This window comes from Streptosporangium sp. NPDC023825, from assembly GCF_040639575.1.
Classification (GTDB): domain Bacteria; phylum Actinomycetota; class Actinomycetes; order Streptosporangiales; family Streptosporangiaceae; genus Streptosporangium.
Map to the genome: position 1 here is coordinate 73,792 of NZ_JBFAAE010000005.1, position 20,637 is coordinate 94,428.

Annotated in this window: 18 protein-coding genes; 11 read left to right on the forward strand and 7 right to left on the reverse strand. The window is 71.7% G+C overall.

Going from position 1 to position 20,637, the window contains the following annotated elements:
- Positions 1–428 precede the first annotated feature (428 nt).
- The 5 genes from AB0G15_RS06625 (at position 429) to AB0G15_RS06645 (ending at position 5,407) form a co-directional block, all read left to right on the forward strand.
- A complete protein-coding gene (locus tag AB0G15_RS06625) occupies positions 429–1,130 on the forward strand; it encodes a dihydrofolate reductase family protein (protein ID WP_362836059.1) in 702 nt (233 codons plus the stop codon).
- 25 nt (positions 1,131–1,155) lie between these two features.
- The gene (locus AB0G15_RS06630; protein ID WP_362836061.1) at positions 1,156–1,602 is read left to right on the forward strand and encodes a dCMP deaminase; all 447 of its coding nucleotides are present in this window, start codon (positions 1,156–1,158) and stop codon (positions 1,600–1,602) included.
- 535 nt (positions 1,603–2,137) lie between these two features.
- A complete protein-coding gene (locus AB0G15_RS06635) occupies positions 2,138–3,376 on the forward strand; it encodes a glycosyltransferase family 9 protein (protein ID WP_362836063.1) in 1,239 nt (412 codons plus the stop codon).
- A 34-nt stretch (positions 3,377–3,410) separates the two neighbouring features.
- Positions 3,411–4,445 (forward strand): glycosyltransferase family 9 protein, encoded by a 1,035-nt coding sequence (locus AB0G15_RS06640; RefSeq protein ID WP_362836065.1) that lies wholly within the window; start codon positions 3,411–3,413, stop codon positions 4,443–4,445.
- Positions 4,442–5,407, forward strand: a complete 966-nt coding sequence (locus AB0G15_RS06645; protein WP_362836067.1) for a UDP-glucuronic acid decarboxylase family protein — start codon at positions 4,442–4,444, stop codon at positions 5,405–5,407. The genes AB0G15_RS06640 and AB0G15_RS06645 overlap by 4 nt, the downstream gene beginning before the upstream one ends.
- Positions 5,408–5,465: 58 nt before the next feature.
- On the opposite strand, the gene AB0G15_RS06650 is transcribed toward AB0G15_RS06645, so the two are convergent.
- The 3 genes from AB0G15_RS06650 to AB0G15_RS06660 form a co-directional block, all read right to left on the reverse strand.
- Positions 5,466–6,206 carry a hypothetical protein gene (locus AB0G15_RS06650; RefSeq protein WP_362836069.1) on the reverse strand — a complete coding sequence of 247 codons (741 nt, stop codon included), beginning with the start codon at positions 6,204–6,206 and terminating at the stop codon, positions 5,466–5,468.
- Positions 6,207–6,519: 313 nt separating this feature from the next.
- On the reverse strand, positions 6,520–7,068 hold the full coding sequence (locus AB0G15_RS06655; RefSeq protein ID WP_362836071.1) for a GNAT family N-acetyltransferase: 549 nt from the start codon (positions 7,066–7,068) through the stop codon (positions 6,520–6,522).
- Between the two features lie 280 nt (positions 7,069–7,348).
- Positions 7,349–8,536, reverse strand: coding sequence for an ROK family protein (locus AB0G15_RS06660; RefSeq protein ID WP_362836073.1), 1,188 nt, complete (start codon positions 8,534–8,536; stop codon positions 7,349–7,351).
- 268 nt (positions 8,537–8,804) lie between these two features.
- Between AB0G15_RS06660 and AB0G15_RS06665 the strand changes: the two genes are divergently transcribed.
- From AB0G15_RS06665 to AB0G15_RS06685, 5 genes are all read left to right on the forward strand, one after another.
- Positions 8,805–10,277: a sugar ABC transporter ATP-binding protein gene (locus AB0G15_RS06665; RefSeq protein ID WP_362836075.1), complete on the forward strand. Its 1,473-nt coding sequence runs from the start codon at positions 8,805–8,807 to the stop codon at positions 10,275–10,277.
- Positions 10,274–11,317, forward strand: a complete 1,044-nt coding sequence (locus AB0G15_RS06670) for an ABC transporter permease (protein WP_362836077.1) — start codon at positions 10,274–10,276, stop codon at positions 11,315–11,317. Before AB0G15_RS06665 ends, AB0G15_RS06670 begins: the two co-directional genes overlap by 4 nt.
- On the forward strand, positions 11,314–12,252 hold the full coding sequence (locus AB0G15_RS06675) for an ABC transporter permease (protein ID WP_362836079.1): 939 nt from the start codon (positions 11,314–11,316) through the stop codon (positions 12,250–12,252). Before AB0G15_RS06670 ends, AB0G15_RS06675 begins: the two co-directional genes overlap by 4 nt.
- Positions 12,253–12,285: 33 nt before the next feature.
- The gene (locus AB0G15_RS06680) at positions 12,286–13,503 is read left to right on the forward strand and encodes a substrate-binding domain-containing protein (RefSeq protein WP_362836081.1); all 1,218 of its coding nucleotides are present in this window, start codon (positions 12,286–12,288) and stop codon (positions 13,501–13,503) included.
- A gap of 108 nt (positions 13,504–13,611) precedes the next feature.
- The gene (locus AB0G15_RS06685; protein ID WP_362836083.1) at positions 13,612–14,451 is read left to right on the forward strand and encodes a sugar phosphate isomerase/epimerase family protein; all 840 of its coding nucleotides are present in this window, start codon (positions 13,612–13,614) and stop codon (positions 14,449–14,451) included.
- A 28-nt stretch (positions 14,452–14,479) separates the two neighbouring features.
- Here the strand turns inward: AB0G15_RS06685 and AB0G15_RS06690 are convergent, their stop codons facing one another.
- The 3 genes from AB0G15_RS06690 to AB0G15_RS06700 all read right to left on the reverse strand — a co-directional run bounded on the left by AB0G15_RS06690 (position 14,480) and on the right by AB0G15_RS06700 (position 18,603).
- Positions 14,480–15,964, reverse strand: a complete 1,485-nt coding sequence (locus AB0G15_RS06690) for a hypothetical protein (protein ID WP_362836086.1) — start codon at positions 15,962–15,964, stop codon at positions 14,480–14,482.
- A gap of 88 nt (positions 15,965–16,052) precedes the next feature.
- Positions 16,053–17,558 carry a S1 family peptidase gene (locus AB0G15_RS06695; RefSeq protein ID WP_362836088.1) on the reverse strand — a complete coding sequence of 502 codons (1,506 nt, stop codon included), beginning with the start codon at positions 17,556–17,558 and terminating at the stop codon, positions 16,053–16,055.
- An 85-nt stretch (positions 17,559–17,643) separates the two neighbouring features.
- The gene (locus AB0G15_RS06700) at positions 17,644–18,603 is read right to left on the reverse strand and encodes a LysR family transcriptional regulator (protein WP_362676917.1); all 960 of its coding nucleotides are present in this window, start codon (positions 18,601–18,603) and stop codon (positions 17,644–17,646) included.
- Positions 18,604–19,128: 525 nt separating this feature from the next.
- Here AB0G15_RS06700 and AB0G15_RS06705 point away from each other — a divergent pair.
- Positions 19,129–19,908: a putative hydro-lyase gene (locus AB0G15_RS06705; protein ID WP_362676915.1), complete on the forward strand. Its 780-nt coding sequence runs from the start codon at positions 19,129–19,131 to the stop codon at positions 19,906–19,908.
- 145 nt (positions 19,909–20,053) lie between these two features.
- On the opposite strand, the gene AB0G15_RS06710 is transcribed toward AB0G15_RS06705, so the two are convergent.
- Complete coding sequence (locus tag AB0G15_RS06710) at positions 20,054–20,632, reverse strand: AAA family ATPase (protein WP_362836344.1); 579 nt, start codon at positions 20,630–20,632, stop codon at positions 20,054–20,056.
- Between the last annotated feature and the right edge of the window lie 5 nt (positions 20,633–20,637).

A 20,637-nucleotide genomic window follows, 5' to 3' on the forward strand; every position in this document is an offset into this window, starting at 1 on the left:
GCCCCCGCGGCACTCGCGCGCCGGGTGGCTCGCCGTCACGCCTCCCCCTCGCCCCGGGCGGCGCGGGCGGCGTGGATGGTGTGGGCGTACGAGGCGCGGGCGCACGGGACACCGGTGTCGCGGAGGCGACGGCCGGTCGGTCCTCGGAGACGGCGCAGGGGGCCGGGAAAGCGCCTGTGACCACGGCTCGGGGAGCTCACACGCATTTATGACCCTTCATTTGGAAAGCTTCAGTTTTAGGTTAACAGAAGGTAAACAATCGGGGAATTGCCACTGACGTACAGATGACATCCCGTGTTCGCCGTCGCGTGGCCGATCGGGAGCGCCGATCGGAAGCGACGGGCGGGGCGCGCGGGGGCGGGCCTCGCCGCGAGCGGCCGGGAGGGAGGTTGTTACGATCGGCCGGTGCCCGACCGGGGAGGTGGAGGGTGGGCGAGCGCCCGTACGTGCTGCTGAGCTGCGCGATGTCCGTCGACGGATACATCGACGACGGCACGCCGCACCGGCTCCTGCTCTCCAACGACGAGGACTTCGACCGGGTCGACGCGGTCCGCGCCACCTGCGACGCGATCCTGGTCGGGGCGGGCACCGTCCGCCGCGACGACCCCCGGCTCCTGGTCAGGTCACCGGAGCGCGGGCGGGAGCGGGCCGCGCGCGGCCTGCCGCCGTCTCCGGCGAAGGTGACGCTGACCGCCACCGGGGACCTCGACCCGAACGCCGCCTTCTTCACCGCCGGTGACGCGGAGAAGATCGTGTACGCCGCGCCGGCGGCCGTGGCGAAGCTCGCCGGCCGTCTCGGCGGGGCCGCCGAGGTGGTCGACGCCGGCGCCCCGGGTGAGGGCGGCGACGGCGGCGGTACGGTCGATCTCGGCCGCGTCCTGTCGGACCTGCACGGGCGGGGAGTGCGCCGCCTGATGGTCGAGGGCGGCACCTCCGTCCACACGCGATTCCTGCGGGAGGACCTCGTGGACGAGCTCCACCTCGTCGTCGCCCCGTTCTTCGTCGGCGACCCCGCCGCCCCGCGTTTCGTGCTGGACGGGGACTTTCCCCGCGACCGCCGCCGCAGGATGGACCTGGCGGAGGTCCGCAAGATGGGCGACGTCACCCTCCTGCGCTACAGGCTGGCCTGACATGCCGTTCACGGGGGAGGCCGGGATGAGCGACCACGACTGGCTGGAGCTGGCGTGCGACCTGGCGAGGTCGTGCCCGCCCTCGGAGACGGCCTTCTCGGTCGGCGCCGTGGTCGTCTCCGCCGACGGCGAGGAGATCTCCCGGGGCTACTCGCGGGAGGGCGGCGATCCCCACGTCCACGCGGAGGAGTCGGCGCTCGGCAAGATCTCCCCGGGCGACCCCCGGCTGGCCGGTGCCACGGTCTACAGCAGCCTGGAGCCGTGCAGCGCGCGCAGGTCGCGCCCCAGGACCTGCACCCGCCTGATCCTGGACGGCGGCGTCCGGCGCGTGGTGATGGCCTGGCGCGAGCCGCTGGTCTTCGTCGACTGCCACGGGGCCGAGGAACTCGCGGCGGCCGGGGTGACCGTGGTGGAGATTCCCGACCTGGCGGGCCGTGCCCGCGAACCCAACGTCCACCTCCTCCCCGGCTGACCGGCTCCCGGGCGTCCCGTCCCGCACGGACCCTCGATCCCGTACGGACCTTCGATCCCGTACCGGCCTCCGAGCCCTGGCTTCCCGGCCGTCCGGTCATCGGGGCCGTCCGGATCATCTCCGCCGTCCGGTCGTCAGAGAGCGCGCGGTTCCGTTCGGGAGCGATCTGTCCCTTTAGTGGGTCATTTTCCGTTTGAGAACGATATGTTCCGTGAGGGCTTCGGGTCCCGTTCAGGGCGCTCTGTCCCGCGGGGCGGTTCACCGTCGCGGTGAACCGCCCCGCTACCCGGCCGAGGAGCCAAATAATCCTGGGAACGATTACTTATAGTGATAAAAGTAATCGCATAACCCTCTCAACTGCGCTTATATACGATTTTTCGGTTTGTGTGGCCGCTCCGCTCGGTAGTCATTAGATATCGAACGAGAGGCCGAGCACCATGAGATTTCTCGGGAAAAACGCGATATTTCATGATCCGTCGGCCGCCCTCGTGGTCCACGGGGAGACCACCGCCGTGGCCCGCCGCGGGGGGCGGTGATGACCGGCACCGTTCTCGTCGCCCGCACGGACAACGCGGGTGACGTCCTGCTGGCGGGTCCCGCGATCCGCGCGGTGGCCGCGAGCGCGCGGGAGGTCGTGCTGCTGACCGGGCCGTACGGCCGGGCCGCCGCCGAGCTGCTGCCCGGGGTGTCGCGGGTGGTGGAGTGGCGTACGCCGTGGATCGACCCCGCCGCGCCGCCCATGACGGGCCCGCACGTGCTGAGGCTGCTGCGGATCGTCCGGGACGTGGCCCCCGAGCAGGCACTGATCCTCACCTCGCACCACCAGTCGCCGTTGCCGCTGGCTCTGCTGTTCAGGCTCGCGGGTGCGTTGAGGATCGCCGCGATCTCCGCCGACTACCCGGGCTCGCTGCTCGACGTGCGATACGTCGTCGACGAGGACGTGGACGTTCCGGAGCCCGAGCGCATGCTCGGGCTGGCCGGTGCCGCGGGGTTCGAACTCCCCAAGGGAGACCCGGGCAACCTCGCCGTACGACGCCCGCTGCCCGACGTCGGCCACCTCACCGGGCCGTCCGGCTACGTGGTCCTGCACCCCGGGGTGTCGGCCCCGGCCAGGGCGTGGCCGGAGGAGAACTGGTCACGCGCGGTCCACGACCTGGTCCGCTCGGGCCGCAGGGTCGTCGTTACCGGTGGCCAGGACGAGCGGGCGCTCACCGCGCGGATCGCCTCCGGCGTCGGGCAGCACGGCCTGTCGCCCGGCCCTCTCTTCGCGGGGGGCTGGATGGGCGGTGGTCCCGTCCGCCTGCGCGGCTGGGAGGAGGCCGACGAGCCCGCCTTCACCGAGGGCTGGGTCGACGGGCAGTCCGCCGCGACGGGCGGCCGGGGCCCGTACGACCCCTCGGCCCCACGCGGCGCGCGGCCGGGCGGGTACCCGGGAAGGTCTGTCGTCGACCTGGGCGGCAGGACGACCTTTCCCGAGCTCGCCGCGGTGCTCGGGGGAGCGTGCGCGGTGGTCGTCGCCGACGCCGGTCCCGCGCACCTCGCGGCCGCGGTCGGCACGCCGGTCGTCAGCCTGTTCGCCCCCGTGGTCCCCGCCGGGCGCTGGGCGCCGTACGGGGTGCCGACCGTGGTCCTCGGCGACCAGCGGGCTCCCTGCAGGGCGACCCGGGCCGGCGAATGCCCGGTTCCCGGTCACCCGTGCCTGTCGTCGGTGCCGAGCACGCGGGTCGTCGAGGCGGTCGACCACCTGACGTTCGTGAAAGAGGCCGTCACATGAGGAGCGCCCCGGCGTTCGCGAAAGAGGCGGTCACATGAGAGTCCCCCCGGTGCCGGAGCGCGCGAGTCCTCTTGAGACCGACACCGACACCGAGGCCGGAGGGCGGGACGTCGATGTCGCGGGATCCGCGGAGGACCGGCCGCTCATGGTGGTGCTGCGCGGGCTGGGGCTGGGAGACCTGCTCACCGCGGTCCCGGCGTTGCGCGCCCTGCGGCGCTCCCATCCCGGCCACCGGATCGTGCTGGCCGCACCCTCCGTGCTGGCGCCCCTGGTGCCGCTGATCGGCGGGGTGGACGAGGTGTGCGACGTGTCGGGACCCGGTCACGTACCGCCGCTCGGCTGTCGCGTCGACGTCGCCGTCAACCTGCACGGGGGAGGCCCGCACGGCATCGCCGCGCTCCACCGCACCGGCCCGGCGCGGCTGCTCACCCACACGCACCCGGCCTTCCCCGACGCGTACGGACCGGACTGGCCGGACGACGTGCACGAGGTGCGGCGCTGGTGCGACCTGCTCGGCTGGTACGGCATCGAGGCCGATCCCGCCGATCTGGAACTGGAGCGCCCCCGGCTCGGTGACGAGGGGTCGCGGCCGGTCGTCGTCCACCCGGGAGCCGCGTACCCGGCCAGGCGCTGGCCGCCGGAGCGGTTCGCGCTCGTGGCCGCGGAACTGCGGGACAACGGGCACGAGGTCGTGATCACCGGGAGCGAGAAGGAGCGGGGCCTCGCCGAGCGGGTGGCGCTGCTCGCCGGGTTGCCGTCCACGTCCGTGCTCGCCGGGCGCACCGGGCCGCTCGAACTGGCCGGGCTGATGGCGAGGGCCCGGCTGCTGATCTGCGGGGACACCGGGGTGGCCCATCTGGCGGCGGCCTTCGTCACTCCCTCCGTGGTGCTGTTCGGGCCTGTCTCGCCCGCCCGGTGGGGGCCTCCGAAGACGGGACCGCACACCGTCCTGTGGGCCGGAGGTCTCGGCGACCCCTACGGGTACCAGCCCGATCCGGGGTTGCTGGAGATCGGTGTCTGGGATGTCCTGGATGCCGTGGCGCGGTTGACGGAGGTGGGTGTGCGGTGAACGGGCGGCGGGTCGTGGTGACCGGTGGGGCCGGGTTCGTGGGGTCCCATCTGTGCGAGCGTCTGGTGGCCGAGGGGGCGGAGGTGGTCTGCCTGGACAACTTCCTGACCGGTTCGCCGCGTAACGTCGAGCATCTGGTGGGGTTGCCGGCCTTCCGGCTGGTGGAGTGTGACGTGACCGGTTTCGTGCATGTGCCGGGGGCGGTGGACCTGGTTTTGCACTTCGCCTCGGCGGCCTCGCCGGTGGACTACCTGCGTCATCCGATCGAGACGTTGAAGGCGGGCAGCCTGGGCACGTTGCACGTTCTGGGGCTGGCCAGGCAGAAGGAGGCCCGGCTGGTGCTGGCCTCCACCAGCGAGGTCTACGGGGATCCGCTGGAGCATCCGCAGCGCGAGAGCTACTGGGGCAACGTCAACCCGGTCGGGCCGCGCAGTGTCTACGACGAGGCCAAGCGGTTCGCCGAGGCCCTGACCACCGCGTACCGCACCTGTCACGGCACCGACACCGCGATCGTGCGGATCTTCAACACCTACGGGCCCAGGATGCGGCCCTACGACGGCCGGGCCATTCCCACCTTCGTGCGTCAGGCGCTGCGCGGTGAGCCGATCACGGTGGCCGGCGACGGCGGGCAGACCAGGTCGGTGTGCTACGTCGACGACACCGTGGAGGGGATCGTGGCCCTGGCCCGCGGTGAGCTCACCGGCCCGGTCAACATCGGCAACCCCACCGAGCTGACCGTGCTGGCCCTGGCCGAGACGGTCCGCCACCTGACCGGCTCGGGATCACCGATCCGTTTCGTCGGCCGCCCCGACGACGACCCCGAGATCCGCCGCCCCGACATCTCCCTGGCCGCCTCCGCACTGGGCTGGCGACCGAAGATCGATGTCATCGAGGGGTTGCGCCGTACCATCACCTGGTTCACCCGGGAGCTCAGCGAGTCACAGGAGCTGATCCCCCGCTGAGAGTCCCCCTCCCCGCCGTACGCGGACCTTCCGCTCACGGGCGTACGTGGAGCGACGGTCAGGCGTGACCGTGACCGTGACCGTGGGCGTCGGCGCGGACGAGGCGCAGGAAGGCCTTGAGGCCGGTGATGACCTCGTGGTTGTCGGTGAGGCCGTCCACCGTGTCCTCGAAACGCCGGGCGAGACCGGTGATCCGCCGTTCCAGGGCCTCGTCGCCGTTCCGCAGGTCGGCGCCGAGCGTCTCGGTGACGCCCCGGAGCCGCTCGGCCGACTGGGTCAGCGCGGTCACCTCGGCGGCCAGGCCGTCCACCCGGGCGACAAGGGAGACGATGTCCTCGCGAGGGTGGCGAGCCTCGCTCATCAGCGTGGTGACCCGCTCGCGAAGGTGGGACAGGTAGGCTCCCGCCGGGCGGAAACCGGTGCTCAGCAGGTAGAACCCGGCGAAGTAGTAACCCACCGAGGCGCCGGAGAAGTAGGTGATGACCGCCAGGAGCGCCGCCGAGACGACGTGGCCGCCGATGGCGAACCGGCGCATCCGCCGGGCGATCTCCAGAGCCTCGGCCTCGTGCCCCTCGGGCACCTCGATGCCGCGCTCTCTCGACACGTGGATCTCGTGGACCACCTGGCGTGCCCCGAAGTAGAGGTTCCACGGCAGGGTGAGGAGCACGATCAGCCAGATGAGGCTGATCGCGCCGAGCCCGAGCGACAGGAACGTGGAGAGCGGGACGTGGGCGTACACGAGCAGCCACGCCGCGACCACCGTGGCGACGAGCCCGACCAGGAAAATCCACCATTTCATGATCTGAGCATTTCGAAGACCGAGAAGGTCGGGGAGGGCGCGGGCACTCAGCCATCCCTGAGCGTTCCTACTCAGACGAGTTCCGGTTCCGCGAGTCCCGCGGTTGCTCGAATCCGCCCCGGGTTCACCTGTCCCGCGATCCAGGCGCTCTGCATCCCACGCGTCCACGCTGCACGGTCCACGCGTTCCGCGTTTCACACTTCCGTGGCTCACGCGTTCCATGGTCCGTGCGACCCACGGGTTCCATGCCGTTCATGCCGTTCATGTCCCGTCGGCGACAGTCGGTCCCGGATCTGGACGGAGCTCCAGGGATCTAGACGGAGCTCCAGACGACCTCACCGTCCACCCTGTCGCCGGTCGGCACCAGGCCCGCGCGGCGGGCCACCGCCGACGAGGCGGAGTGGTCGGGATGGATGGTGGCGACGATGGTGGCCGTGCCGTGCTCCCTGAGCCACGCGACGAGTGCGACCGCGGCCTCCCCGGCGATGCCGCGGCCCTGCCAGGGGGTCCCCACGACCCAGGCCACGGCCGCGCGGTCACGGGTGACGGTCGCCTGGACGTAACCGACCAGCCGGTTCGAGCCGCCGTCCGAGCCGTCGACAGGTCGGTTCGAGTCGTTGTCCGAGTAGCCGTCCGAGCCGTCGAGGCGGATCACCCAGTTGAGCCACGACTCGTCCCGGCCGGGCGGCGGGGAGGCGACCAGGCGGGTGTAGCGGTCGCGGAGCTGCTCGGGGGTCTCGGGCGCACCGCCGATGAAGGCGTGCAGGGCCGGATCGCCGAGCACCTCGGCCATCTCGGGCGCGTGGTGCACCGCCAGCGGCTCCAACGTGAGCCGGGCGGTTCTTACGGGTTCGGCGTTCATGGTCGAACGAGTGTCCCACGAGCGCCGCTCGCCCGCCGTTCGCTCACCGGCGCGGTCGAAGGGTGCGAACGGGTAAGGACCGGTCAGGCAGCGGGGGGAGGGTATGGACCAGTCATGCGGCGGGAAAGGGAACGGATCGGTCAGATAGCGGGGACGGCCATGGATCGGTCAGGCAGCGGGGGAGAGTACGGACCAGTCAGGCGGCAGGAAAGGGAACGGGTCGGTCAGATGGCGGGGACGGGCATGGAACGGTCAGGCAGCGGGAAAAGATACGGATCGGTCAGGCGGTGGGGAGGGACACGGACCGGTCGACGCTGCCGGGGGCGAGCACGTGCTCGATGACCATGACGGCGGCGCCGATCACGCCCGCGCGGTCGCCCAGCTCGCTGGCGGTGATCGTCAGGTGCTGGGTGGCGAGGGGCAGCGACCGGCTGTAGATGACCTCGCGGAGACCGGCGAGCACCTGCTCTCCGGCCTCGGAGATGTCGCCGCCGACGACTATCACCGAGGGGTTGAAGAAGTTGACGATCGAGGCGAGCACATCGCCGACCTCGCGGCCCGCCTGCCGGATGAGCTGGACGGCGTGGGTGTTGCCGCCGCGTACGAGGCGGACCACGTCGCGGCTGTCCTCGGCCCGCACCCCGTCCGCGGAAAGCTTGGCGGCCATGGCGGCGCCACTGGCGACGGCCTCCAGGCAGCCGACGTTGCCGCAGCGGCAGACGGTGTCCAGGGCCGAGGCCACCCGGATGTGCCCGATGTCGCCGGCCGCGCCCTGCGCGCCCCGGTGCAGGCGGCGGTCGCTGATGATGCCGCAGCCGATGCCGGTGCCGATCTTGACGAAGATGAGGTGGTCGGCCTCGGGGCGGGCGGCCCAGTGCTCGCCCAGCGCCATGATGTTCACGTCGTTGTCGACGAGGACGGGGGCGCCGAGGCGCGAGCCGAGCCACTCGGGGACGGGGAAACCGTCCCAGCCGGGCATTATCGGGGGATTGACCGGTCGTCCCGAGCTGTGCTCGACCGGGCCGGGCAGGCCGACGCCGATGCCGCAGATCTCGTCCGTGCGGTGGCCGGTCTCGGCGAGCATCTCCTCGAAGGTGCGCTGGAGCCAGCCGAGGGTCTCCTCGGGGCCGCGGTCGATCGGCACCTCGGCCGCGCGCTCGGCGAGGACCGTGGTGCCGAGGTCGGTGACCGCCACCCGGGCGTGGGTGGCGCCGAGGTCGGCGGAGAGGACGACGCGGGCGGTGCGGTTGAACGTGAAGGCGATGGCCGGGCGGCCCCCCGAGGAGATGGCCTCCTCGGTCGGGATTATCCACTGCTGGCTCAGCAGCGCGTCGAGACGCTGGGCCAGGGTGGATCTGGCCAGCCCGGTGAGCTGGACCAACTCGGCCCTCGTCCTGGCCTGACCGTCGCGCAGGATGTTCAGAAGCGCCCCCGCGCCGGCGATCGAACCGTTCGCTTCGCTAAGCATGCGCACAGTCAACACTCCTTGTTTCCACCGAGTCAAAGCAACTTAGGTCCTCCACCTGCCTCATTATGCCAAATGGTGACATGCTTTTGCTTGACCATCGGCATAAGAGCGCTTTAGCATCCGGGAACATGGAGGAAATCGGGCCGTTACCGACGAATCAATTACCATCCGGTGCCGTCGAAACCGGCTTTTCGGATGTGTTAGCCCTAACCTTGAGACCGCTGACAAGCTTTCCCGCCCCCGGACCGCACGCCGGGACGGTCACCCCATGATCCTGAGGATGCGTGGCATCGCCAAGAGTTTTCTCGGGGTTCGCGTACTGAGCGGGGTCGATCTGGACGTCGCCGCCGGAGAGGTGCACGCGGTCGTCGGGGAGAACGGTGCCGGCAAGTCCACGCTGATGAAGGTTCTCGCCGGAGTGCACGCCCCGGACGAGGGCACCGTCGAGATCGACGGCGCCCAGGTCTCCTTCGCCCACCCGGTCGAGGCCCAGCGCGCCGGGGTCGCGATCATCTACCAGGAGTTCAACCTGCTGCCCGAGCGCAGCGTCGCCGAGAACGTCTTCCTGGGCCGCGAGCCCGTCCGGCGGGGGCTGGTCGACAGGGAGGCGATGGAGAGCGCCACCACCCGGCTGCTCCAGGAACTCGGCGAGACCTCCTTCACCTCCCGCGACCTGGTCCGCCATCTCTCCATCGCCCAGCAGCAGGTCGTGGAGATCGTCAAGGCGCTCTCCCAGGACGCCCGGATCATCGTGATGGACGAGCCCACCGCGGCGCTGGCCGAACACGAGGTGGAACTGCTCTACCGGCTGGTGGCCCGCCTGCGGGAGCGGGAGATCGCCGTCCTCTACATCTCCCACCGCCTGCGAGAGGTCTTCGACCTGTCCACCCGGGTGACGGTGCTGAAGGACGGCGCGCTGGTCAGGACCGCCGACACCGCCGGGATCACCTCCGACGAGCTGGTCAGGCTGATGGTCGGCCGCGACCTCGGCACCTACTTCCCCGCCAGGGGCGCGGAGCCGGGCGAGGTACGGCTCAGCGTGCGCGGCGGCGGCAACGCCGTGCTCGACGGGATCGACCTCGAACTGCGTGAACGCGAGATCCTCGGGGTGGCCGGCCTGCAGGGGTCGGGCCGCACCGAGCTGGCCAAGGCCCTCTTCGGCGCCGAGCCGTTCACGCGCGGCACGATGAGCCCGCTGCGGCCGGTGTCGGTACGGCAGGCCGTGGCCGCCGGGATCGGCCTGGTGAACGAGGACCGCAAGGCCGAGGGGCTCGCGCTGCGCCAGTCCGTACGGGACAACGCCCTGCTGGTCTCCCGCTCGGTGCGCAGGATCGGCGGCGGAGACCGGATCGGCGGGACCGGCGGGACCGGCGTCCTCGAACTCCTGGAGGCGGTACGGCTCCATCCACCCCGCCCCGACCAGGAGGTCCGCTACCTGTCGGGCGGCAACCAGCAGAAGGTCGTGCTGGCCAAGTGGATGACCGTGGCGCCGAAGGTACTGATCTTCGACGAGCCCACGCGCGGGGTCGACGTGGGAGCCAAGGCCGCCATTCACGACCTGATGCGCGGCCTGGCGGAGGACGGCATGGCGATCATGATGATCTCGTCCGAGCTTCCCGAGCTGATCGGCATGAGCGACCGCGTCATGGTGATGCGCGACGGCCGCGTCGCCGGCGCGCTCCCGGCGGGCTCCTCCGAGGAGGCGGTCATGCGCCTCGCCGCCGGTGAGGTGACGGCATGACCGGCCGGATCACGCCCGCGGCGGCGACCGGCACCGCCGGTCCCGCCGCCCCCGTCCCGCCGGAAGGCGGCGGACGGCGCGCCCTGGCGGGCCGCATCGGCTCGACCCAGGTCATCTACCTGGCCCTGGTCGGGGTGATGCTCGTCGGGTGGGTGCTGGTGGCCTTCGACGGGGGGAACTTCCTCACGCTGGAGACCGTCGTCGGCATCCAGCAGCGCTCGGCCGCGCTGGGCATCGTCGCGGTGGGACAGACGCTGGCGATCCTGGTCGGGTCGCTGGACCTGTCGGTCGCGTACCTGATCAGCCTCACCTCGCTCGTCGCGGCCGAGATCATGGCCGGGCAGGACGGCGGGATCGTCCCCGGCGTCGCGGCGGTGCTCGCGGTGAGCGCGCTGATCGGGCTGGTCAACGGGCTGGTCATCACCCGGCTGCACGTCCACGCCTTCATCGCGACCCTCGGCACGGCGCTGATCGTCAAGGGGATCGTGGACCACCTCTACGACGGGCCCGCGGGCAGCGTGCCCGAGTCCTTCCAGCGGCTCGGCTACGACAGGATCGGGCCGGTCCCGGTCTCGGCGCTGCTCTGGGCCGCCGTCGCGGTCGCCGTCTGGTTCCTGCTGCGCCGCACGAGGCTCGGGTACCGGATCTACGCGGTCGGCGGGGACGAGGAGGTGGCCCGGCTGTCCGGGGTCCGGACCGGCAGGATCGTCGTCGCCGCGCACGTCCTGTGCTCGGTCTGCGCGGGCGTCGCCGGGTTGCTGCTGGCGAGCCGGCTCGGCGCGGGCGCGCCCACGGTCGGCACCGACGGCGGCTACGACCTGGAGTCGATCGCCGCGGTGGTCCTCGGCGGCACGGCCCTGGCCGGAGGCAGGGGCGGGGTCGTCGGGACGGTCGGCGGGGTGCTGCTGCTCGCCGTGCTCGACAGCGTCTTCAACCAGCTGGAGGTCAACGCGTTCTTCAAGGACGTGGTCCGCGGCGTGGTCATCGTCGCCGCCGTGGCCGTCTACGCCCGCCGTACCGCCCGGAGGCGATCCCGATGAGAGCCCTCAGGTCCATGGGGCCGATCCTGGCCGTGCTCGCGGTGCTGCTGGTGCTGATCGCGATGGTCAACCCGTTCTTCCTGGAGCCCGCCGGGTTCCTCGCCTTCCTCAAGCGGGCCGCGCCGCTGGTCATCCTGGCGGCCGGGCAGTACTTCGTGATCGTCTCCGGGGAGTTCGACCTGTCGGTCGGGTCGCTGGTCACCGTGCAGGTCGTGGTGGCCGCCCGGCTGATCGACGGTCAGGAGCAGGCGACCTGGCCGGTACTGGCCCTGCTGATCGTGATCGGGCTGCTGGTCGGGCTGGCCAACGGGGTCATCACCACCGGGCTGCGGGTGCCGTCGTTCATCACCACGCTCGGCATGATGCTCGTGCTGTCCGGCGCCGTGTTCCTGTGGACCGGCGGCGCCCCGCGCGGCGCGCTGTCGGAGACGTTCAGGATGTTCGGCCGCAAGGACCTCGGCCCGGTGCCCTGGTCGGTGCTCATCCTCGTCGCCGCGGGCGCCACGGCGATCCTCCTCATGCGCTCCGACTTCGGCAAGCGGCTCATCGCCACCGGCGACAACGAGCGCGCGGCCGGACTGTCCGGGGTCCGGGTCAACCGGACCCGGATCGCCGCCTTCGTCCTCTCCGGCCTGGCCGCGGCCGTCGCGGGCATCCTGCTCGGCGGCTTCGCCGGGGTCTCGGCCCAGGTCGGACAGGGCCTGGAGTTCTCCGCCATCACGGCCGTCGTCCTCGGCGGCGTGGCGCTCGGCGGCGGGCGAGGCTCCGTGATCGCCGCGATGGCCGGCGCCTTCACCCTCGAGGCGCTGTTCACCCTGCTCAACCTGTACGGGATCTCGGGGGCCCTGGAGTTCGCCGTCCAGGGCGTGATCATCATCGCCGCGGTCGCGGCGAGCGCCGTACGGCTTCCGTTCAGGCGCGCAGTACGCGTCTGAACGCACCCCCAGAAAAAAAGAAGGAGACCTTCATTGAACAGGCCTATATCGGTGCTCGTCGCGGGTGTCTCCGCGATGTTGCTCGCCGCGGGATGTGCCAGCGACAAGCCGGTGACCTCCAGTGCCGCCCCCGAGACGTCCGCGGCGGCCTCGTCCGCCGCCACGGCCGCCGCGTCCCCCAACACCGGCGAGCAGTCGAAGTTCTTCGTCCAGGCCGACTACGACGCCCAGCTGGCCATGCGGACCCAGACCGCCGAGGGGCCCGCGGACAAGCCGTGGGAGCAGGCCATCGCCCCGGAGATGGTGGACACGGCCAAGTACAAGAAGGACGGGCCCTACAACCTGTGCTTCTCCAACGCCGCCGTGAACAACCCGTGGCGGCAGGTGGGCTGGAAGACCATGCAGGCCGAGGTGGCGCTGCACAAGGAGATCAAGAAGTTCACCGCCCTCGACGCGGAGGGCAAGGACGACAAGCAGATCTCCGACATCGCCGAGCTGGTCGGCAAGGGCTGTGACGCGCTGATCGTCTCGCCCAACACCACCGCCACCTTGACCCCGGCCGTCGAAGGCGCCTGCCCCAAGGTCCCGGTGATCGTCTTCGACCGCGGCGTCGACACCGACTGCCCGGTGACGTTCATCAACCCCATCGGCGGCTACGCCTTCGGCGCCGACGGCGCCGAGTTCCTGGTGGAGAAGGTGCCCGCCGGCGGCAAGGTCCTCGCGTTGCGGATCCTGCCGGGCGTCGACGTGCTGGAGACCCGCTGGTCGGCGGCGAAGGTCACCTTCGACAAGAGCCAGCTCGACGTGGTCGGGGTGGAGTTCACCGACGGCGACGCCGCCAAGACCAAGAGCATCGTGAGCGACTACATCCAGCGGCACGGCAAGATCGACGGGGTGTGGATGGACGCGGGCGCCACCGCCGTGGCGGCCGTCGAGGCGTTCGAGGACGCCGGTGTCCCGGTGCCGGCGATCGTCGGCGAGGACCAGCAGGACTTCCTGCAGAAGTGGAAGAGCGGCAACCTCACGGCCGTCGCGCCGACCTACCCCACCTACCAGTGGCGCACCCCGATCATCGCCGCCCTGAAGATCCTCAAGGGCGAGGAGGTGCCCAAGACCTGGAAGCTGCCCCAGCCCAAGATCACTTCCGAGAACCTGGACAGCTACCTGCAGCCCAACATGCCGCCGCTGCACTACGCGCTGTGCGGTTGCGAGAAGCTGCCGGACTTCCCCGCCAACTGGGGCGGCAAGTAGGGCCGATCCACCGGGTTCCGGGCACCGCCGGGCGGCGGTGCCCGGAACCCGCCGCCACGTTCGCGGGCTCACGACGAGCCCGCGCCGAACTCAGGGAAGAGGTTGCCGATGTTCCCCATCGGGGTCAACACGTGGATATGGGTCTCACCGCTGACGGACGAGGATCTCGCCCGGCTGGCGCCGCAGGTGGCCGCCTGGGGGTTCGACGCGATCGAACTGCCCATGGAGCAGGCCGGCGACTGGGATCCCGCGCGGGCGGCCGACCTGCTGGCGGACCTCGGGCTGAAGTCCTCGGTGGTGCTCGCCATGGGGCCGGGCAGGGAGCTGGTCGGGGCCGACGCGGCGACGGTCGCCGCCACCCAGGACTACCTGCGCGGGTGCGTGGACGCCGCCGTGGCCGTGGGCAGCCCGGTGATCGCCGGACCCGCCTACGCCTCGGTGGGACGGACCTGGCGGATGTCGGACGAGGAGCGCGAGACCTGCTACGCCGAGCTGCGGCGGAACCTGACCCCGGTCGGCGAGTACGCGGCCGAGCGCGGGGTGACGGTCGCCGTCGAACCGCTCAACCGCTACGAGACCAGTGTGATCAACACCGTCGAGCAGGCCGTCGAGGCGGTCGGCGGGATCCCGGGCGTCGGCCTCGCGCTGGACGTCTACCACATGAACATCGAGGAGCGGGACCCGGCGGCGGCCGTACGGCGGGCCGGTGACCTGGTCGCGCACGTGCAGGTCTGCGCCAACGACCGGGGCGCGCCCGGCGCCGACCACATGGACTGGCCCGCCCTCGTCGACGCCCTGCGCGCCGTGGACTACCGGGGCCCGCTCTACATCGAGTCGTTCACCGCGCACAACCAGACGATCGCCGTCGCCGCCTCGATCTGGCGTCCCCTCGCCGAGACCCAGGACGCCCTCGCCACGTCGGGCCTGGCCTTCCTGCGCACCCTCTGACGGGCTCGGGCCCCGTCGCCGGAGTCGTTCAACGACCGGCGTCCCCGCCCGTCCCGTCCACCCCGCCGGGCGCGCCCGTGGCGCCCGGCGCCCGGCGGGGACGCCTGAAGAAGGCGGCCACCGCGTAGGGGTCGACGGGATCGGCGAGCAGGGCGAGCATCTCCTCCCCGCGCTCCGGATCGACCTTGAACGGGTGGCCGAACACGTGCGGCCCCGTCCCGTCGCTCAGCACCCTGGTCAGCATCAGGTCCCCGGGCAGCGCCTGCCCGGGGAGCAGCTCGTCGGCGAGCGTCACCCGCTCCCCGCCCTCGTCGCCGGCGTCGGCCACGGTGATCTCGTCCCCGGACACGTCGAGGACCTTCCACAGGCGCAGCGGCGTCCGCCGCCAGGACTCCAGCAGCGCCACCTCGTCGTCGCGCAGCCACTCGGCCCGCGCGTCCAGGAACTCGCCGACGACGTCGTTCTCGAACAGCGCCAGATCGGCCAGGGCGGGCTCGGCCACCCGGACGCTCAGCGCGATCAGATCCTCGATCAGCCGGTGGCGGGCCGGGCGGTAGGCGTACGTGAGCAGCTGCCGGAACAGGTGCGCGGCCCGTTCGGGCAGCGGGGCGCCGGGGTCGGTGCGGCACGCGGCGTACTCGGCGGCGTCGCGCACGGCCGGTGCCATGCCGGGGGAGAGGGAGAGCACCTCGGAGATCAGCCCCGACGCCTCGAACGAGCGGCCCTCGCCCTCGGCCGACCTCGCGATCAGCAGCAGCGCGGCCGGCTCGGTGCGGGGCAGGGCCTCGACCAGCGCCGGGCCGAGCGGCTCGCGTTCCACCTCGTCGGCGATCCTCGCGAGCACCACCTCCGACCGCGACAGGTAGGTGACGGCCTTGGAGAGGTCGGCGCCCTCGCCGTACGTCCGCAGCGCGCTGCGCACCAGGGCCAGCCTGATGATGTCCAGCGGCGCCAGGTCGGCGACCGACGCGGTGTCCCACGGCGCGCCCACGATGCCCACCCGGCCGTCGCGCAGCTCCAGCGAGGCGTTGCGCAGCAGCGGCGACAGCGGGGGCAGCGGGTCGGCGAAGGTCTCGGGGGCCTTCATCAGCAGCTCCAGGACCACGACGTCGACCGGCACGCCGGGACTGGGCTCCAGCCCCTCGGCGAAGGCGCGCAGCGCGTCGAGCGCCTGCTCCCCGAACTCCTGGACGACCCGCACCGCCCTCTCGGCGGGGACGTCGTCCAGTTCGGTGACCGACAGCTCCAGGGTGCCGCCGCGCAGGCGCAGCGCGACCACCTGCTCGGGCTCCACCCCGTCGAGCCAGCCGTCCGGCCCGGTCAGGACGGGCTCGCCGGTGTCGAGCGAGGTGCGTATCCGGCCACCGCCCGCCAGCGGCACCCCCTCGCCGTCGGCCAGCCGGGCCCACAGCCGCAGGTCGTCGGAGGCGGGCAGCACCCCGCTCGCCAGCTCGGCCCGGGTGGCGAGATGCGTCAGCACCGCGCCCTCGCTCAGCGTCAGAAGGTCGCTCATCTCTCCATTGTTCTCGACGTCCGGGCATGGCGACGCCGCCCTCCCCCACGAGGTCGCACGGGCTCGCGGGGGAGGGCGGCGGGAAACCCTACGGCCTGGTCAGGCCGAGGGTGTAGGAGCCGGAGCCGCTGTAGGCGTGCACCCGTACGCGGTAGGTGCCCGCGGTGCCGCTGTAGGTGAAGGCCTCATCCGGGTTGGAGGTGGTCCCGCTGGCCACGGTCGTCCAGGTGGAGCCGCTCAGCTTCTGCAGGTAGGCGTCGTAGTCGGTGCCGCTGGGGCCGTCCAGGCAGACGCGGTGGACGCCCGCGCCGGCGCTGTAGCCGGAGGTGCCGGGCTGGTAGGCGTTGGCGTTGGAGGTCAGCGAGCCGGTGTAGGAGTTCTGGTAGCCGCTGCAGCCGGTGGGCGGCGGCGGGGTCCCGTCGGTCACCAGGGTGAGCCCGTACACCGAGAGGATCTCGTTGATCGGCTGGTGGTAGGTCGTGCCGCCGACGCTGCAGTTGCCCGAGCCGCCGGAGGTGACGCCCTGGGCCTGGCTGCCGGAGATGTAGGAGCCGCCGGAGTCGCCGGGCTCGGCGCACACGGTGGTGCGGGTCAGGCCGGTGATGGTGCCCTCGGGGTAGGTGACGCTCGTGTTGTGCTGGCTGATGGTGCCGCAGCGGTACTGGGTGGTGGAGCCGGAGCGGCAGATGGAGCTGCCCACGACCTGCTGGGTGGAGCCGGTCACCGGAAGGATGCCCGCGCTGTAGCCGTTCACCACGCCGGTCGGGGTCCAGTTGGCGTTGACCGCGACCCACGCGTAGTCGTTGCCGGGGAAGGACGAGCCCTGGAAGGTGCCCTGGGCGACCCGGTTGAAGCCCTGGGTGGCGGTGCCGGGCGTGCCGCAGTGGCCGGCGGTGGCGAAGCCGCCCTGGCTGCCGCGGGTGACCGAGAAGCCGACCGAGCAGCGGCCGCCCATGTAGAAGGCGTCGCCGCCGCGGACGTCGTAGAGGGGCCTGGGCCTCTCCTGCGAGGCCTCGACGCGGACCAGCGCCCTGTCCACGCCGCTGCCGTCCACGAACGCCTGCGCCTCGGCGACGTCACCGGCCAGCACGACGACGCTGTTGCTCGGCAGGTCGACGTACCAGGACGGGATCGACTTCGGCGCGGTGGCCACGAGCCGGTCGAGCCGCTCCTTGGCCGTGTCGAGCGTGGCCAGGGAGTTCTTGACGAGCTTGACCTCCACGCCCGACTTCGCGAGTGAGGCGACCTTGGTGGAGTCGCTGGTGGCGATCACCAGGTTGGAGGTGGGACCGGTCACCCAGGAGCCGGCGAAGGAGGCGCCGAGCTGCCCGCGGAGGGCGGGCTCGATCTTGGCGGCGGCCGCCTCGTTGATCAGCCTGGCCGTGGCCTGCTCGCCGGTGCCTCCGAGGTCGCGCCGGATGGCGTCGACCAGGCCCGGGGACGGCTTGGCGGTGGCCTGCACCAGGGTCCGGGCCTCGGCGAGGGTGTACGGGGCGGCGGACTCGCCGGGTCCCTGGTGAGCGGCGGTGGCGGGGGTGGCCACCATCGCGACAGCGAGCGCGAAGCCCGCTGTCACGGCACTTCTGCGGAGCATGGGTTCTCTCCTCATGTGGGGGGTGCCGTCAAAGTAACGGTGTGCACATGAGGCGCGCCTCTATCAGATGTCTCCTATCGTCACGTTATGGAGAGGTGCCCAGTCCGGGGTTCCCGGCGAGCCACGCGGCGTACCGTCTGCTCCGCCCGATCGCGTCGGAATGCGCGGCCTTCGCGTGTTCGAGGATCGACGTCGCGACCGCGGCGCTGGACGCCTCCGGGTGCCAGCCGAGCAGCTGCCGCCAGCGCAGCGGAGCTCCCGCGAGCGGTACCAGCTTCAGCCCCTCGGCGGGCTGGAAGGTCGCCTGGCACAGCGCGGCGGCGCGGCCGACCTTGGCCAGGTGCATGCAGGTGGCCACGTCGGTCTCGTAGATGGTCTTGGGAGTGAAGCCTGCGCGCGCGCAGGCCGTGGCGAAACAGTCGCCGAAGCAGCTGTCGCCGGGGGTGACCGTCCACTGCTCGTCGGCCAGTTCCGCGAGCTCCACCTCCTCCCTGTCCACCAGCGGATGGTCCTCGTTGAGCAGCACGAAGACCGGGTCGGTCCCCACGGTCGACCACACCACCGGCCCCTCCACCGGCGGAGGGCTCTCCCCGCAGGCGCCGATGAACGCGAAGTCGATCCGGCCCAGCATCACCATGGCGGTGAGCTCCCTCGCGGACCAGGAGGTGTGGGTGCTCACCGGGGTGGACGGCCAGGCGGTGGCGAGGCGGTCCATAAGACCGCCGAGTATCGGTCCGTGGGTGGCGCCCAGCCGGTAGCTGGGGATGTCGGCGTTCGCGTTGGCGAATCGAAGTGCCTCCTCCTGGAGTTCGCGGGCCGCGGGCAGCAGCACCATCGCACGTGACAGGACCAGCTGCCCCAGGGGCGTGGGCCTGGCGCCGTTGTGGTCGCGTTCGAAAAGAGCTCCCCCGAGAACCCGCTCTATCCGTTTGAGCTGCGCAGTCAGTGCGGGTTGGGCCAGTCCGAGGTGGGTGGCGGCCTTGGTGACGCTGCCGGCCTGTGCCACCGCGCGCACGATCTTGAGGTGTCGGAGCTCGAGATCCATACCGGGAACGTAAGGCCGGGACGTTATAGCTGCAATGCAAACTTGTCATGAAATGTAACTCAATTTTGTCGAATCGTTCCAAAAGGGATTTTGGATTATTAGACGTGATATTTATGGACATCCGTTAGTGCCTTCCCGGCCGTCTCGTCTGGAGAACTCCCACGCCACCCGGCCTCAGCCTGACAACGGTGTCCGATATCCGAGATTCCCGGGATTCGGGCTTCACCGATATTCCGGCCGACCGAGCCGACCGAGCCGCCTGAGCCGATCGAGTCGCCTGAGCTGCCTGAGCTGCCTGAGCCGATCGAGCTGCTTGAGCCGCCTGAGCCGCCGGTGTCCTGCACCCGTGTTCCCCGTGCGGGCGGGGACGCCGCCTGATCATGTACCGGCGGAGGCCGCTCGCGCACTTCCCTCTTGGGTGAGGGAATCGTCGCCCGGCCCGCGTACCGGCGGAGGTCGCTCGCGCGTTTCCCGTGCGGGTGAGGGACGCTGGCCGGGCGGCGGGGCCGAGGCTATGATCCGCTGATGGACGTAGCGGCCCTCACCCCCGCGCAGGCCCGTAAGCACTTCAGGGAGGGACTGCGGGCGCCCACCGCGGGGTGGTGCCGGGGCTGGACCCAGGCCAACCTCCTCGCCGTGCCTCGCGAGCTCGCCTACGACCTGCTCCTGTTCGCCCAGCGCAACCCCGTCGCCTGCCCCGTCCTGGACGTCGGCGACCCCGGCGCGGTGAGCACCGGCCTGTTCGGCGGGGACCTCCGCACCGACCTGCCCGCCTACCGCGTCTACGAGGACGGCAGGGCCGTGGCCGACGTCGACGACGCTCGCGACGTCTGGCGGGACGACCTGGTCGCCTTCCTGCTGGGCTGCAGCTTCACCTTCGAGGACGCCCTGCTGAGGGCCGGGGTGCCGGTACGGCACATCGAGGCGGGGACGAACGTGCCCATGTACCTCACCTCGATCGCCTGCCGTCCCGCGGGATCGTTGAGCGGCCCGCTGGTCGTCTCGATGCGCCCGGTCCCCGCCTCCCTGGTCTCGGCCGCCGTACGGGTGACCGCGAGGTATCCGGCCGTGCACGGGGCGCCGATCCACGTCGGCGACCCCGGCGAGATCGGGATCGCCGACCTGGGCGTGCCCGACTTCGGCGACCCCGTCGAGGTGCGGGCGGGGGAGACCCCGCTCTTCTGGGCCTGCGGGGTGACGCCGCAGGCGGCCGTCATGGCGAGCGGGGTGTCCTTCGCCATCGGTCACCTGCCCGGCCACATGGCGATCACCGACGCCAGGGACGACCGCTTCCAGGTTCCGTGATCCCGCTCCACTGTGCCCGTCCCCCGTCGTCGCGCGGCCACCCGTGACACCGTGCGCGGGGCCGGACGCTTCGGCGGGGCGTACCCGCGCGGCGGCCGGCCGTGAGGCCGCGCGAAGTCCGGGGCGCGAAGTCCGGGGCGGGGGACTAAGGGCGGGCGGTGGCCCAGGAGGTGACGAGCCTGTCCAGCTGTGACGTGAGCGCGGGGGCGCCGGGCCGGTTGTCGATCTCGTCGTGGGGCACGGCGGGCGGTTCGTCGACCCTGATGGCCCGCAGGTAGTCGTCGAAGCGGCCGAGCTTGCCCGCGTCCCTGGCGAGACCTCTGGCCTCCAACCGGGATCGCAGTGTCGGACCGTCCGAGCGGATCCAGAGGAGACGTATGGGCGGCCCGCCCAGCCGTCCGGCCCAGCGTTCCCACGCCGCCGCGTCGTGCACCTGGGTGGTGAAGGGGCCTTCCAGCATCACCGGGCAGCCGTGCGAACGGATCTGCCGGGCGACCTCGGTCAGCCCCTCGTACTCGTGACGCTTGACGTGCTCGTCGTACCAGGGGCCCTCGCGTTCCCCGTCGTCGCGGCCGTGGGCGCGAAGGGTGGCCGCGACGAAGCCGCCGTAGACGGTGTCCTTGTCGAGCAGCGCGGGAACCGGGTCCAGCAGCGCCAGCAGCGTCGCCGCGACGGTCGACTTCCCGCTTCCCGGCGGCCCGCTCACCACCCACAACGGCGCCACCCCGC

What these genes read in the sequence shown, in the direction of transcription:
- AB0G15_RS06630 (WP_362836061.1), top strand. Translation starts at nt 1,156, where the DNA reads ATGAGCGACCACGACTGGCTGGAGCTGGCGTGCGACCTGGCGAGGTCG.
- AB0G15_RS06635 (WP_362836063.1), top strand. Translation starts at nt 2,138, where the DNA reads ATGACCGGCACCGTTCTCGTCGCCCGCACGGACAACGCGGGTGACGTC.
- AB0G15_RS06640 (WP_362836065.1), top strand. Translation starts at nt 3,411, where the DNA reads ATGAGAGTCCCCCCGGTGCCGGAGCGCGCGAGTCCTCTTGAGACCGAC.
- AB0G15_RS06650 (WP_362836069.1), bottom strand. Translation starts at nt 6,206, where the DNA reads ATGAAATGGTGGATTTTCCTGGTCGGGCTCGTCGCCACGGTGGTCGCG.
- AB0G15_RS06655 (WP_362836071.1), bottom strand. Translation starts at nt 7,068, where the DNA reads ATGAACGCCGAACCCGTAAGAACCGCCCGGCTCACGTTGGAGCCGCTG.
- AB0G15_RS06660 (WP_362836073.1), bottom strand. Translation starts at nt 8,536, where the DNA reads ATGCTTAGCGAAGCGAACGGTTCGATCGCCGGCGCGGGGGCGCTTCTG.
- AB0G15_RS06665 (WP_362836075.1), top strand. Translation starts at nt 8,805, where the DNA reads ATGATCCTGAGGATGCGTGGCATCGCCAAGAGTTTTCTCGGGGTTCGC.
- AB0G15_RS06670 (WP_362836077.1), top strand. Translation starts at nt 10,274, where the DNA reads ATGACCGGCCGGATCACGCCCGCGGCGGCGACCGGCACCGCCGGTCCC.
- AB0G15_RS06675 (WP_362836079.1), top strand. Translation starts at nt 11,314, where the DNA reads ATGAGAGCCCTCAGGTCCATGGGGCCGATCCTGGCCGTGCTCGCGGTG.
- AB0G15_RS06685 (WP_362836083.1), top strand. Translation starts at nt 13,612, where the DNA reads ATGTTCCCCATCGGGGTCAACACGTGGATATGGGTCTCACCGCTGACG.
- AB0G15_RS06690 (WP_362836086.1), bottom strand. Translation starts at nt 15,964, where the DNA reads ATGAGCGACCTTCTGACGCTGAGCGAGGGCGCGGTGCTGACGCATCTC.
- AB0G15_RS06695 (WP_362836088.1), bottom strand. Translation starts at nt 17,558, where the DNA reads ATGCTCCGCAGAAGTGCCGTGACAGCGGGCTTCGCGCTCGCTGTCGCG.
- AB0G15_RS06700 (WP_362676917.1), bottom strand. Translation starts at nt 18,603, where the DNA reads ATGGATCTCGAGCTCCGACACCTCAAGATCGTGCGCGCGGTGGCACAG.
- AB0G15_RS06705 (WP_362676915.1), top strand. Translation starts at nt 19,129, where the DNA reads ATGGACGTAGCGGCCCTCACCCCCGCGCAGGCCCGTAAGCACTTCAGG.